The 14,183-nt window shown below is 65.3% G+C and carries 7 protein-coding genes; 6 read left to right on the top strand and 1 reads right to left on the bottom strand.

The window, feature by feature from the left end; all coding sequences use genetic code 11:
- Nucleotides 1-33 precede the first annotated feature (33 nt).
- The 4 genes from ACCQ15_RS13040 (at nt 34) to ACCQ15_RS13025 (ending at nt 5,973) form a co-directional block, all read left to right on the top strand.
- The gene (locus ACCQ15_RS13040) at nt 34-1,620 is read left to right on the top strand and encodes an APC family permease (protein WP_372380647.1); all 1,587 of its coding nucleotides are present in this window, start codon (nt 34-36) and stop codon (nt 1,618-1,620) included.
- Nucleotides 1,610-3,949 carry a S9 family peptidase gene (locus tag ACCQ15_RS13035; protein WP_372380646.1) on the top strand — a complete coding sequence of 780 codons (2,340 nt, stop codon included), beginning with the start codon at nt 1,610-1,612 and terminating at the stop codon, nt 3,947-3,949. Before ACCQ15_RS13040 ends, ACCQ15_RS13035 begins: the two co-directional genes overlap by 11 nt.
- The gene (locus tag ACCQ15_RS13030) at nt 3,949-5,586 is read left to right on the top strand and encodes a DUF5597 domain-containing protein (protein ID WP_083348027.1); all 1,638 of its coding nucleotides are present in this window, start codon (nt 3,949-3,951) and stop codon (nt 5,584-5,586) included. The genes ACCQ15_RS13035 and ACCQ15_RS13030 overlap by 1 nt, the downstream gene beginning before the upstream one ends.
- 90 nt (nt 5,587-5,676) lie before the next feature.
- Nucleotides 5,677-5,973, top strand: coding sequence for a flagellar basal body rod protein FlgC (locus tag ACCQ15_RS13025; protein ID WP_031423173.1), 297 nt, complete (start codon nt 5,677-5,679; stop codon nt 5,971-5,973).
- Between the two features lie 286 nt (nt 5,974-6,259).
- On the opposite strand, the gene ACCQ15_RS13020 is transcribed toward ACCQ15_RS13025, so the two are convergent.
- Entirely contained in the window at nt 6,260-7,831 is a 1,572-nt protein-coding gene (locus ACCQ15_RS13020; RefSeq protein WP_136732690.1) for a S53 family peptidase, read from the bottom strand.
- 471 nt (nt 7,832-8,302) lie between these two features.
- Here ACCQ15_RS13020 and ACCQ15_RS13015 point away from each other — a divergent pair, with 471 nt between their 5' ends.
- Together ACCQ15_RS13015 and ACCQ15_RS13010 are read left to right on the top strand one after the other, a co-directional pair.
- Nucleotides 8,303-10,660, top strand: coding sequence for a glucosidase family protein (locus tag ACCQ15_RS13015; RefSeq protein WP_372380645.1), 2,358 nt, complete (start codon nt 8,303-8,305; stop codon nt 10,658-10,660).
- Between the two features lie 480 nt (nt 10,661-11,140).
- Complete coding sequence (locus tag ACCQ15_RS13010; RefSeq protein WP_372380644.1) at nt 11,141-13,957, top strand: TonB-dependent receptor domain-containing protein; 2,817 nt, start codon at nt 11,141-11,143, stop codon at nt 13,955-13,957.
- The last annotated feature ends 226 nt before the right edge of the window (nt 13,958-14,183 follow it).

Genomic DNA, 14,183 nt, shown 5'->3' with positions numbered 1-14,183 from the left:
AGTAACCGCGCTTTCCACACTTCGGGGCGACGTATGACCACACACGCTGCGACTACGCAAGGCAAGTTCCACAAGCGCCTCAGCCTCACCGACCTGACCTTTATCGGGCTGGGTTCGATCTTCGGTTCCGGGTGGTTGTTTTCGGCCAGCCATGTCTCATCGATCGCGGGGCCGGCCGGCATCGTGTCGTGGATACTCGGCGGTATCGCGGTGCTGCTGCTCGGGCTGGTGTATTGCGAACTCGGCGCGGCATTGCCGCGCGCCGGCGGAGTGGTGCGCTACCCGGAGTATTCGCATGGCGCCTTGCTCGGTTCGCTGACCGGCTTCATCACCTTGATCGCGTTCTCCAGCCTGATCGCGATCGAAGTGGAGGCGGCGCGGCAATACGCAGCGGCTTGGTTCCCGTGGTTGAGCCAGCCGAACAGCACCCATCCCAGCGTGGCGGGTTGGCTGGTGCAGCTGGCCTTGCTGGTGCTGTTTTTCGTACTCAACTATTTCAGCGTCAAGACCTTCGCGCTGGCCAACAACATCGTCAGCATCTTCAAGTTTCTGGTGCCGATCCTGGTGATCGTGCTGCTGATGCAGCACTTCGATGCCGGCAATCTGAGCGTGCATGGGTTCTCGCCCTCTGGCATGGCCGGTGTGGAAGCGGCGATCTCGGCCGGCGGCATCATCTTCGCGTATCTGGGGTTGACGCCGATCGTGTCGGTGGCCAGTGAGGTGCGCGACCCGCAGCGCAATATTCCGATTGCGCTGATCCTGTCGGTGGCGCTGTCCACGGTGATTTACGTGCTGCTGCAGCTGGCGTTCCTGGGCAGCATCCCGGCCGCGCAGCTCGCGCAAGGCTGGGCGGGCATCGACAAGGCCTTCTCGCTGCCGTACCACGACATCGCCCTGGCCTTGGGCATGGCGTGGCTGGCTGCGCTGGTGATCTGCGATGCGATGGTCTCGCCCAGCGGCACCGGCAACATCTACATGAATGCCACGCCGCGCGTGGTGTACGGCTGGGCGCGCAGTGGCGGGTTCTTGCCGGTGCTGACGCGGGTGGACCCGGCGTCGGGTATCCCGCGTCCGGCACTGTGGTTGAGCCTGGGGTTGTCGATCTTCTGGACGCTGCCGTTTCCCTCGTGGGAAACGCTGATCGGGGTGGTGTCGGCCGCCTTGGTGCTGAGCTATGCGGTGGCGCCGATCACGGTGGCGGCCCTGCGCCGCAGCGCGCCGGACTTGCCACGCCCATTTTTCGTGCGTGGCCTGCCGGTAATGGGGCCGCTGTCGTTCATGGTTGCGGCGTTGATCGTGTACTGGTCCACCTGGCTGACCTTGTCGTGGTTGCTCGGCTTGCAGGTGCTGGCGTTCGTGCTGTACGTGCTATTTCGCCTGCCTTCGCGCCAGGGCCGCGCGCGCCTGGTGCGGCAGGTACGCGCGTCGCTGTGGCTGATCGTGTTCTTCGTGCTGGTGATGCTGGTGTCGTGGGCGGGCACGTTCGGTGGACATGGCTGGATTGCGCATCCCTTCGATACGTTGAGCGTGGCGGTCATCGCGTTCTGCATCTATCACTGGGGCGCACGCAGCGGTTTGCGCAGCGACGAGCTTGCGCTGGAGGAGGACGATGGTGAGTGATGCGCGCCGCCGCGCATTTGGTTTGCGTCGATGGTCTGCGCTGGCCGGGTACATGATGGTGTTGTCGGGTGCTGTGCAGGCTGCGCCCAGCGTTGCCGATTACCAACGTTCGCTGGGTCTGCGCGAACAGTGGATGACGCTGACGGAGAATGTCGCCTGGCCGGCGCAATGGCAGGACAATGGCAGGTTCTATTACCGCAAGACGGTGCCGGGCGGCTTTGCGTTTGTCAGTGCCGATGTGGCCACCTTGCAGAAGCAGCCGGCCTTCGATCAGGCACGCGTGGCGCAGGGCCTGAGTGCGGCAACCGGCAAGCCCTATGCGGCGCTGCGTCTGCCGTTCGAGCAGTTTTCGTTTTCAACCGAGGGCGAACGCAGCGATGGCGCCATTGTCTTCGCACTGGACGATGCGCCCTGGCGTTGCACGCTGACCACCTACCACTGTGCGCCCGATGCTCGGCCGCAGGCCACTTCACGCCCACGCGGTTTCGGCGTGGTGCGCGACCCGCTGGTGCCGGCCGACACCACGCCGCGTCGCTCGCCGGATGCCAGGTGGGAGGTGCTGGCCGATGGTTGGAACCTGGTGTTGCGCCGTGTCGCCGACGGGCAGGTCACCCGGCTCAGCAGCGACGGCCGTGCCGATGACTATTTCGATCTGGAGAGTGTTGCCTGGTCGCCGGATTCGCGGCAGCTGGCGGTGTATCGCGTGCGTCCGGGGCTGGCTCGCCGTGTCACCCGCGTCGAAGCCGCGCCTGCCGGCGGTGGGCAACCGGTGGTGCACACCCAGTTGTATCCCAAGCCGGGCGATGCGGTGGATGTGGAACGGCCGGTGCTGTTCTCCCTGGACGGAACACGTCGCGACGTGGACACGGCGTTGTTCGACAACCCGTATTCGTTGTCGCCGCTGCAGTGGCGCAGCGACGGGCGCAGTGTCGCGTTCGACTATGTGCAACGCGGCTTCCAGCGCATGCGCGTGATTGCGGTGGATGCACGCAGCGGGCGCGCGCGCGTGGCAGTCGGCGAAGACGCCCGCACCTTCGTGTATGCCGACCGCAGCTTTCGCCACGACGTAGACGCGCGTGGCGATGAGGTGCTGTGGATCTCCGAGCGCGATGGCTGGCGGCACCTGTATCTGTTCGATGGACGCAGCGGCAAGGTGAAGCGCCAGCTCACCCGCGGGCCGTGGGTGGTGCGCGATGTGCTGCGCGTGGACGATGCGCAACGCCGCATCTGGTTCACTGCCAGCGGGATGGAGGCGGGCAAGGACCCGTACGACCGGCAGCTCTACAGCGTTGATTTCGACGGCCGCCGGTTGACCCGCCTGACCCACGCCGATGCCGACCACGACGTGGCCATTGCCGATGATGGCCTGCATTACGTCGATGTCTATTCGCGTCCGGACCTGCCGCCGGTGATGGAGCTGCACGCCATCGATGGCCAGCTGCTGCACACCGTGGAGCGTGGCACGATCGACAAGCTGCAGGCCGCCGGCTGGCGCGCGCCGGAGACCTTCGTGGCCAAGGGGCGCGACGGTACCACCGATATCTGGGGCATGGTGGTGCGTCCGCGCGACTACGATCCGCGCAAGACCTATCCGGTGATCGAAAACATCTATGCGGGGCCGCATGATTCCTTCGTGCCCAAGACGTTCTGGCCGTTCGGTTATCACTCCGGCGGCGACAAGCAGATCGGCATGCAGGCGCAGGCCGATCTGGGTTTCATCGTGGTGATGATCGACGGCATGGGGACCGCCAACCGCTCCAAGGCGTTTCATGATGTCGCGTGGAAAAACCTGGGCGATTCAGGGTTTGCCGACCGCATTGCCTGGCATCGTGCGCTGGCGGCCAACGACCCGTCTTACGACATCAGCCGCGTCGGCATCTACGGTGCATCGGCCGGCGGGCAGAGCACGCTGGGAGCGCTCGAGCGTCACCCGGAGTTCTACAAGGTGGGCGTTGCGTTCGCCGGGTGCTACGACAACCGCATAGACAAGATCAGCTGGAACGAGCAGTGGATGGGCTGGCCGGTGGATGCCAGCTACGCCGCAGCCTCGGGCGTGGTCAATGCGAGCAAGCTGCAGGGCGACCTGCTGCTGATCGTGGGCGAGCAGGACAGCAATGTGGATCCGGCGTCCACCGCACAAGTCGTCGATGCCCTGATCAAGGCCGGCAAGGAATTCGACCTGCTCACCGTGCCGGGTGGCGAGCATTCGGTTGGCCGCTCCAGCGGGCCGATCGATTACGTGCAACGTCGCCAGTACGACTTCTTCGTGCGCCACCTGCGCAACGAGCCTACGCCGCACTGGAATTCCCTGCCATCGGAGACGCAATGATGCGTTTGTTTGCTCGATTCAAGCCGCAGCGGCGCAGCCGGGTGGCGGGTCTGCTGTGGTCGCTGGCATTGCTGGCTGGCAACGCACCGTTGCTTGCGGCCGCCGAAGAACTGCCGCGCTTCGTCACCAAGGACGGCCGCCACGCGGTGTTTGTCGATGGTGCGCCGTATACCATCCTGGCCGCGCAGTTGCATAACTCCAGCGCATGGCCGGCGGTATTGCCCAAGGCATTGGACGATGTGGTTGCCCTGCACGCCAATACGGTGGAAGCGCCTGTGTACTGGGAGCAGTTCGAGCCGGCACAGGGCCGCTTCGACACGACCAATGTGGACGCGCTGATTGCCGGCGCCCGCAAGCGGGGCCTGCGTGTCGCGCTCCTGTGGTTCGGTAGCTGGAAGAACGGCCAGATGCATTACGTGCCCGAATGGATCAAGCGCGACGAGGCGACGTACCCGCGCATGCGCGATGCCAATGGCGAGCCGGTGGATGTGTTGTCGCCCCATGTGGCCGCCAACATGCAGGCCGATGCGCGTGCGTTCACCGCGTTGATGCAGCATCTGCGCAAGGTGGATGGCGACCGCCACACGGTGATTCTGGTGCAGGTGGAAAACGAGCCCGGCGCGATCGGCACCGTGCGCGATCACGGCCCGGCAGGCGAGGCAGCGTTTGCGCAACCGGTACCAGCCGCGATTGCGCGCGCACTCGGCAAACCGCAGGGCAGCTGGCAGCAACTGTTCGGCGCCGAAGCTGCCGAAGCGTTCAACGCATATGCAACCGCTGCTTACATCGAACAGGTGGCCGCCGCGGGCAAGCGTGTCTATCCGCTGCCGTTCTACGTCAACACCTGGCTGCGCTACAAGGGCAAGCGCTATCCGGGCATGGACTATCCGTCCGGCGGCGCGACGGTGAACGTATTCGCGTTGTGGCGCGCGGCCACGCCGTCGATCGATTTCATTGGTACCGACATCTACACCAGCGACTACACCGAATACACCAAGGTCGTCGGCCAATACGCGCGGCCCGATAATCCGGCCTGGGTCTCGGAAACCGGCTTCGAAGCTGCCACTGCGCCGTATCTGTTCCATGTGCTGGGGCAGGGCGGGGTCGGCTTTTCGGTGTTCGGCATGGATGGCAACCCCGACAGCGAGGCCAACCGCGCAGCGGTTGCAGCCCATGCGGCCAACTTCACGCTGCTGGCGCCGATGCAGCGGATCCTGGCGCAGGCCGCCTTCGACGGCCGCCTGCAGGCGGTGGCCGAGCAGCCCGGCGCGCCACAGCGCACGCTGCGCTTCGGCGAGTGGGAGGCCAAGGTGTCGTTCGGTGCGCCCATGTGGGGCGATGCGCCGCCCATTCTGCCCGGCAACGACGACCACGCCGGCCGGCTGCTGGTGGCCCAACTGGGGCCGGAGGAATTCCTGGTGACCGGTATGGCTGCGCGCATTGAATTTTTTCGCGACGCGGCCGATACCCGTCATGGACAACTGTTGCGGGTGGAGCAGGGACGGTATGTCGACGGGCGCTGGCAGATGGAAAGGCAGCTCAACGGCGACCAGACCGACTACGGCCTCAACTTCGGGCGTGTGGATGCAAACGGCAATGTGCCTGTGGTATTGCGGGTGCGGGTAGGGACTTACTGAGCCTTGCTGACCGTGTCGCTGCTGCCTTCGGCCTGTTGTCTGCAATGGGTTGAGCCTTGTTCGAATCCTCACCGCCACGCCGGAGCCACCATGAGCATCAGCAGCATCGCAAGTTCCGGAATGCAGGTCGCCGCGCTGCGCCAGCAGGTGGCGGCCAGCAATGTGGCCCGTCAGCCAGTGGACGGCAGCCCACGTCAGTCTGTCGCGGCCACGACCCAGGCCAATGGCGGCGTGGCGGCCAGTGTGGTGAATGCCAACGCCGATCCATCTGCGCCAGCCGGCGATCTGGTCGAAGGTCTATCGGCACGCAACGATTTCCAGGCGAATGCCAATGTGCTGCGGCGCGCCGACGAGATGCTGGGGAGCTTGCTGGATGTGGTGACCTAAGCAGTTCGAAGTGGATGAAAGCTGCCACCGACCCGTTGCCCCAGGGGCACGGGTCCCCGTTTGATGGCCCGCCCGGTACCACCTGGTGCGGCCCGGCCGCCATGCCGCCGTCGTTTCGCGTCGGGATGCGCTGCGCATACCTTGCTTGTAACGCCACCGCCGTTCGCGTTTCCAATGCAGCGCCTTCATGCGACTGCGCAGTGGAGCGGTGCCCTTGCGGCCGGTACATCGGCATTCAACGCCAACCCGCATATGGCCCCGGCCGGTCACACGAAGTGCGCGCCGGTCAATCGGGTCGCAACACCTCCGTCAGGCGTGCACCGTCGGGCACGCCCAAGCCGGTATTGGCGTCCCAGCCGGTGGATGCACGGAAGCCGGCGTTATCGCCGGCAACGATGTCGCGGAATGCGTCCGGTCGACCGTACAGGCGCGGCAATACGAAATGGGGTTGCATGCGGTTTGCGCCGTAGATGCGTGCCAGCAAGGCCGCCCATAACGGCGCGGCGGCGCTGGTGCCGCCCATCACGGCCGGCTGCCCATTGATCGACAGGTAGTAACCGGTCTGCGCGTCGGCATTGGCCGCCACATCGGGAACGCCGCGCATGCCCAGCTGGCGCGACTGGTGCCGTGCATCGGTGATGCGCAGATCCTTCTGCCAGGCAGGGCGTGCAAAGAACCTGCTTTCTCCGCCGCCGCCGTTCGCCCAGGCTTGTTCGGTGGCGCTGTCGGCCGTGACCTGGAGCCGAGTGCCGCCGCAGGCGAGCACGAACGGGCTGGATGCGGGAAAGCAGACATTCAATCCTGGCTGCCCGTCGCTGGCGCCATCGTCGCCAGCGGCAATGCACACGGTGATGCCCATCAGTGCAGCGGCCTGAAACGCACCGTTGTAGGCCTGGCGCGATTGCGGCGTCCATTGCGATTCGGTGAAACCCCAGCTAATGGCAATGACGCCGGGAGAATGCTCTGCATCGTGGATGGCGGCGTTGATCGCTTCCAGAAAACCGTTGTCGGTGTTGTGCGCGAAATACACCACCAGTTTGGCGCCCGGCGCGATTGCCCCGGCAATCTGGATATCCATCTGCGCTTCGACATCGGCATCTGCATTGCCGCGACTGACGGTGTTGGTGGCCCCGGGCAACAGCACATCGACCAGTGTCGGCATGGGGACGCGCAGCTGCGCGAAATAGGCGGCCATCTGCGCGCGTGCATAGCCGCCGCCCAGCACGATGATGCCGATGCATTGACCCTGCCCGTCGTGCTCGGGAAAGCCGTAGAGCTGCGCCAGCTGCGGCGGGGTGTATTGCATGATCGGACCATCCTGACTGTCGGCCGGTGCAGTGGCCTGTAGCGCAGGCGGCGAGGATGCAGTCGCCTCAGGCGCGCTGGGCAGCGTCTGAGCCTGCGGGCGTGCGTCCAGCCCGAGCACGGCGGTGACGATGCCGCCCAGGGTCTGTGGAATCGATACCGGGCCGGTGCGTCCGCGATAGCGCATCGCACCATCGACATAGTCGCGCAAGCTGACCTGGAATGCGGCCTCGCATTGCTGCACGGTGCCCTCCAGGATCACGTTGCCGCTGTCTGCGTGCGCGTGCTCCATCGTCAAACCATAGCGGGCGGCAAAGTCGGCAACGGCCTGCAGATCTGTCGCACTGGCGGCGAAGCGTTCGCTGAACTCCGCGCGCGTGAGCGCAATCGGTAGCGTATTGGGCTGCAGGTGCAGCAGCGCATCGGCAGCGGCATTCAGTGCCGGCATCCGCACCGCGAGCAGGACGCGCAGGCGTTCGTCCTGCGGCGGTTGTCCGGCCTCGATGGTGGAGGGGGCGATACGGCGCTCACTGCCAGCCAGGATCGTGTGCATGCAGGGGAGAACTCCATCGAAGTGGTGAGCCAAAGTGGGTTGGTGCAGATCCAAATGTAGCCGTCGCGTGCTGCGCGACCACCGCGGCACGCGCGGCTGCCAGTAGCACGGCAGTGTGCATTCAATGCCATGCGCGAGCTGTCTGTGCAGCGGGGTACCGCGTGCGATGGACTGCAATACGAAGCACGCACGCATCGATTGGTGGGCCACCGGCCAATGGCGCGCAGCGGCAAGCGGTTGCAGCAAGATCAGCATCGCCTGCCTGCGCCTCAGATCCTGCGACAGCGTGCCGCGTGGCCGCGTGGCTTGCGGCGCTGGCGGCCTGGCGCATCCAGGCGCCGGCGCGGACGGCGGCAGGCAGTCACCGCCTGGGCGTGATGTGCGGATTTCCGCACGGGTGTCCGACCGCTGTCACAAGACGTCGTGCATGAACGCGCGCACGATGGGCCACGATCATTCGAGGGAGCAACGATGGACCGTAGAACCTTTCTGCGTCAGGGCATGGCGGCCACCGCGGCGGTCGGTGCAGGTGCCGCGCTGGCAACGCCGGCCACGGCGCCGGCTGCGAGCACGCCGCCGGCGCCGGCACTGCCCCGCCTGGAGCCGCTGCCTTCGGCCGCGCATGTCGGTAGCGCGTTGTGCAGCTTCACCCACCTGCAGCAGCATTGGACCGTCTACGAGCATCTGGACGATGCGCAAGGCCAGCTCACGTTGTGGAGCGACAGCGGCATGCTGCGGCTGGACAAGCGCACCGAGCCGGCGTATCCGGCCGCGGGCACGCCGTATTTCGGGCTGCCGCTGGCGCAGGTGGCCATGGCCGAAGCCGACCTGCTGGCCGACCGCCTGCTGCACGATGGCGACCCGGACGAGGCACAGGTGCGCGAGGTGGCACCGCCGCCCGCCTCCTTGCTCGATCCCAAGGACAATGGCGGGCGCTGGCCGTGGACCACGTTCGTCGGTACACGCGAAAGCCTGGACACCATGCCCATCCTGCCCAACGGCCGCAGCCGCACCTGGCGGCCGGAACACGCGTTTGCCGAACTGGGCGAAGAGGCGCTGATCAAACGCCGCGAAGAGGGCATGCTTGGTGGCTGGATGCCGGCGGTGCGCAAGGTGATGCGCCGCGAGGGCGAGCCCGACAGCTGGTACGACGTGCTGGTGTTTGCCGACGTGCGGGCACGCGATCGCTTCGTGGTGCAAACCTGGCACCGCACGATGAAGGTGAAAGCCGGCGCCATCGTCGCGGTGCACTACACGCATAGCTACCCGGAATTTGCGCCCTCGCGCAGCGCCGCCACCGCCGAACAGTTCTACGCGGCACTGATCGATTTTGCTGCGTATTGGCAGCAGGCACTGGACGGCACCGTGCAGGCGCAATTTCCCGATGCCAGCTGGAACGACATGGCGCAGTTCGCGTTTGCGCGCGAGCTGGTGGTGCGTCCCGGCGGCGATTACCCCAAGTATGGCGCGGTGGAACGCGACTACTACGGCAACGAATACGACGGCTTCCAGGACACGTTGACCAGCTCGCTGTATGCCAATCTTGAGTGGGGACGTTTTGCACAAGCCGCGGCGGTACTCGATAACTACTTCGATGAGTTCGTGCAGGACGATGGCCTGCCGAACATGCGCGGGCCGGAAGTCGGGCAGTTCGGGCTCACCTTGTCGTTGCTGGCGCGGTATCTGCGTTACACCGGCGATGCGCCACGGCTGCGCCGTCTGCTGCCCAAGATCGCCGCCACCGCGCAGGTGTTGTGCGCCTTGCACGACCAGGCGCTGGCATTGCCGCGCACGGCGCATGGGCATGGGCTGCTGCACGGCTGGAACGAATCCGATGCCTGCCTGTTTCCCGATCCATCGCGATGGTGGAAACCGTATTTTGCCAACAGCGCGCTGACCATTCGCGGCTGGGAAGACATCGCACAGGTGTGGAGCACACTTGATGGCGATGCCGGCCAGGCCGCGCAATGGCAACGCCGCGCCAAGCAGCTGCGTACGCGGCTGGAAGCCAGCCTGCGTGCCAACGTGCGTCGCGACCTCTCCCCGCCGTACGTGGGCCCGTTGCCCGGTACTACATTGACCTTCCGCCAATCGTTGCTGCAGGAAAAGCCCAGCGAACAGCAATGGCCGCACCGTGCATATGCCGAACTGCTGCAAGCCGATGTGTTGCCGGACGATCTGGCCCACCTGGTGATCGATTGCCTGCGTGGCCACGGCGGCACCAGCATTGGCGTGGTGGCCAACATCGCACCGCCGGAGCCGGGCAGCCGCGATCTGCTCGGTTTCATTTCCTACGGCTACGCGCAACAGCTGCTGCGGCTGGATCGCATCGAAGAATATCTGTTGTTCGTCTACGCGCATCGTTATCAGGTGCACACGCGCGGCAGTTGGACGGCCGGGGAAGTCAGCGGCATCACCGGCGGCATGCCGTTGTTCTGCATACCGGCGCAGATGACCATCCCCTTGCTGCTGCGCTGGATGCTGGTCAGCGACGATGGCGCCGGCGATCAGTTGTTTCTCGCGCGTGCGCTGCCGCGCGCGTGGCTGGGCAGCGGTGCGCCGGTGGGCATCACTGCAGCGCCAACGCGCTGGGGCACGGTCACCTTGACGCTGCGCACCGAGACTGCGGCGCGTTGCATCCGTGCCGACGTGCAGTTGCCGGAACGCGCACCTGCACGTACCTGGCTCACCTTGCGCACACCCGCAGGCACACGCCTGCAGCGCGTGCTGGTCGATGGTAGACCGGCGCGAGTGCAGGGCCCGCATGCAGATCGGGTGGCCTTGCCTGGCGCTGCTGCACTGGTGAAGGTGCAGGCGTGGTACGCCTGACAACGGCGATGCGATGATCAGGCGTTGCCGTTGTTGCCGTTGTTGCAGTGTTGCTGGACAGAGCGCACCGCAGTGCCGCTTCGCTGTTCGCATGCAGGTGCTGTGGTCGATCACAGAGACCAGGGCACATCGCATGATCGTGCCGAGATGTCGCTGTTTGGGCAATGCAGGCATGCCCGAAAGCAGGCGCAAGCACGCGATTTTCCGCATGCGTCCCGCCTAAATTCGTCAAGACGGCGCAGTGGCGTTGTCGCAAGATTTTTTTAACGTAACGCGTGTGCCAAGCATGCGCTCTCAGGGGAGAGCGGTGTCGTTGCAGTTGCCGTCCTTGCATGCGGAGAGACCTGCCGTTGAGACGGCAGGCCGGTGCAGTCTCTGTCGTGATCGTTCCCTCCATCTGTGCGCCGCGGCGGTGCGGCTTGGCCGTGCGCGGTCATGCAGGAAGGTGGGCCGTACCCTGTGTCAGTACAAGGATTTCCGATGTCGTCCAGCCGCCCTGCTGTTGTTCCCAAACGACGCGTCTTGCAGACCACCCGGCTCGTCAACGCGCTGCTGTTTGCACTGGCGGTCGCCGCCGTGCCGGCCGCCGCGCAACAGCGTGGCGATGGTGCAGACGAAGCCACCCAGACGCTGGATCAGATCAACGTCACCGGCACCCATCTGCGCCGCGTCGACGCCGAAACCGCCAGCCCGGTCGTGGTGATCGACCGGCAGCGTATCGAAGACAGCGGGCAGAACACGCTGGGGCAGCTGCTGCAGCGCTTGCCGATGATGGCCGGCTTCCAGACCGGGCCTGCGCTCAACTCCAACTTCAGTCACGGCCGCGCGCTGGTGTCGCTCCGCAATCTCGGGCCCGAGCGCACGTTGGTGCTGGTCAACGGCCATCGCATGGCAGGGCCTGCCAGCAGCGTGGCGTCGGCGCCCGGCGTGGACGTCAACGCAATCCCCGCCGCGATGGTGGAGCGCGTGGAAGTGCTCACCGATGGAGCGTCGTCGGTATACGGCTCCGATGCGATCGGCGGCGTGGTCAATGTCATCCTCAAGGACAAGTACGACGGATTCGCCGCCACCGCGGACTACGCGCAGAGTACGCATGGCGATGCCAATCGACGCACGCTCGGGCTGGAATGGGGCAAGACCTGGGACCGCGGTGGGCTGATCGTGGGGCTCAGCCAAAACTCGATGAACCCGGTGTTCAATCGCGACCGCAGTTATGCGGCCAAGGCGGTGGAATATCTCGATGGGCAGGTCAGCGAGGTTCGCGGCGCCAACACCCGTGCCTTCCTGACCGACGGGCGCGTGCTGACGCCGGTGGACGGCGTCGCGCCGGGTCCGGTCGGCGAAGAGGCTTTTCGCCCCTACAATCGCGCCACCGACAGCTACAACGTCTACGACGCGCAGTACCTGATCACCCCGATCAAGCGCACCAATGCCTCGCTGCACGGCAGTTTCGACTTCACCCCCAGCGTGCAGGGCTACATGGACGTGTTCTGGACGCGCAGCAAGACGGTCTCGCGCTTGGATGCCTACGGGCTGGAAATGCCGGACGCGGTAGACAACTACTACAACCCGTTCGGCGATCAACTGGACGCCTACTATCTGCGCTCGCCGCAGGCCAACACGCGCGTCTACACCTCCACCATGTTCCAGACCAATGTCGTGGCCGGCGTGCGCGGGCGCGTGGATGGCACTAGCTGGCAGTGGGATGCGGCGGCTGGCTATGCGCGCTACAAGGACACCTTGGTGCGCACCGGTTTTTCGATCACCTCGGCGTTGAATAACGCGGTAGGCGCTTCGTTCCTGGACAGCGACGGGGTCGTGAAATGCGGCGCGCCGGGCGCCGTGATCGTCGGCTGCACGCCGATCAATGTTTTCAACCCCAGCGACCCGGCCACCATCGCCGCATTGCGTGGCACGCAGCGGCCGGTGGATCTGATCGACGAAAGCCAGATGCGCTTTGTCGATATCAGCGCCAATGGCGATCTGTTCAAGCTGCCGGCCGGAAGGGTGCAGGCGGCCGTCGGCCTGGTGTATCGCACCAACAAGTTCGCGCAGGGGACGACCAGCGACGTGGCCGCTGCCGATGCCGATTGCAATTGCGACTACAACGATGGCTGCATCCTCAAGCAGGGGCGCGAGGAGTCGGTCAGGGAAGCCTATGCGGAATTGCTGGTGCCGCTGTTGAAGGACGTGCCGTTCGCAAACGTGTTGAACCTGAACCTGGGCTCGCGCTATTCCAACTACGACGCCTGGGGCAACACCACCAACAGCAAGGTTGCGATCGAATGGCGGCCGATTGCGAATCTCTTGGTGCGTGCCACCGGCTCGCAGGTGTTCAGGGCGCCGGCGCTGGGCGATTTGTATGGCTCGCCCTACAACAGCGTGATCGACAACACCGGCGATTTCCAGGACCCGTGCACAGGCTTTACCGGCGCACCCAATCCGGCCTGCGCGAACGTGCCCAACGATGGCAGCTTCACCAACACCGCGCAGTTCAACGTGGTGACCTCCGGCGCCAATAACGTGGGCTTCAAGCTCAAGCCCGAGCGTGGCCGCTCCTACAATGTCGGGTTGGTCTATGACCCGGATCAGGTGCGCGGGCTGTCGCTCAACGTCGACAGCTGGCGGGTCGTGCTGGACGACATGCTGACCGGTGTCGGCTACCAGCAGGTCGTCAGCGATTGCTTCGACGGCAGCGAAGCGGCCTTCTGTCCGCTGATTCAGCGCGATGCCACCGGACAGCTGACGCGGGTGTCGGTGCCGTTCGCGTACAACAGCGGCAAGGTCGATATTCGCGGCTACGACGCCGGCATTCATTACACGCTGGCCGACACCGCCTGGGGCACGTTTGCGACGGGGCTGGATGCAACGTTCTTCTCCAGCTATCGCTTTGCGGGCGATCCGCATAATTACGTCGGCGAAAATTCCAGCTGGGGCAACATGCCGCGCTGGCGTGCCGTGGCCAATTTGACCTGGGACAGCGGCCCGTGGCATGCAAGCTGGAACACCCGCTATCTGGGCCGCACGGTCAACGGTAGCCAGTACGAAAATTTCTGCGTCGACACCAATGCCGATGGCAGTTGCGCGTATTTCCCGATTGGCTCGGTGGTGTATCACGACGCCTCGTTGAGCCGGAAGATCGCATCGCTGCATAGCACGCTGGCGGTGGGCGTCGACAATCTGGGCGACCGCAAGCCGCCACGGTTCTACAGCTACTCCAATGCGGCCAATACCGAAGCGAGCACCTACGACACGCTCGGGCGCTATGTCTGGAGCCGGCTGCGAGTGGAGTTCTAGCACGTCTAGAAAGGCAGCCGGCAGGGATTAGGCAGAGTAGACGGTGCATCTGCAACGCAGTGGACGCGCGGGACATGCCGCATCGAGCGACGCTGCGTGGACCTGGCGGAGAGCTTCAGTTGACCTGCACGGCCTGCGTCAGCCGGCAGGCGCGGCCGGCGGTTCGCGTCATTTGCAACAGTCGGTGCGTGTGGTTGCGAAGCACGCACAGCGAGGTTCGCTTTGC

This window comes from Xanthomonas sp. NCPPB 1754 (assembly GCF_041475725.2).
Lineage (GTDB): Bacteria > Pseudomonadota > Gammaproteobacteria > Xanthomonadales > Xanthomonadaceae > Xanthomonas > Xanthomonas euvesicatoria.
This window is presented reverse-complemented; position numbering and strand designations above follow the sequence as displayed.

What these genes read in the sequence shown, in the direction of transcription:
- ACCQ15_RS13010 (WP_372380644.1), top strand. Translation starts at nt 11,141, where the DNA reads ATGTCGTCCAGCCGCCCTGCTGTTGTTCCCAAACGACGCGTCTTGCAG.
- ACCQ15_RS13020 (WP_136732690.1), bottom strand. Translation starts at nt 7,831, where the DNA reads ATGCACACGATCCTGGCTGGCAGTGAGCGCCGTATCGCCCCCTCCACC.
- ACCQ15_RS13025 (WP_031423173.1), top strand. Translation starts at nt 5,677, where the DNA reads ATGAGCATCAGCAGCATCGCAAGTTCCGGAATGCAGGTCGCCGCGCTG.
- ACCQ15_RS13035 (WP_372380646.1), top strand. Translation starts at nt 1,610, where the DNA reads ATGGTGAGTGATGCGCGCCGCCGCGCATTTGGTTTGCGTCGATGGTCT.
- ACCQ15_RS13030 (WP_083348027.1), top strand. Translation starts at nt 3,949, where the DNA reads ATGCGTTTGTTTGCTCGATTCAAGCCGCAGCGGCGCAGCCGGGTGGCG.
- ACCQ15_RS13015 (WP_372380645.1), top strand. Translation starts at nt 8,303, where the DNA reads ATGGACCGTAGAACCTTTCTGCGTCAGGGCATGGCGGCCACCGCGGCG.
- ACCQ15_RS13040 (WP_372380647.1), top strand. Translation starts at nt 34, where the DNA reads ATGACCACACACGCTGCGACTACGCAAGGCAAGTTCCACAAGCGCCTC.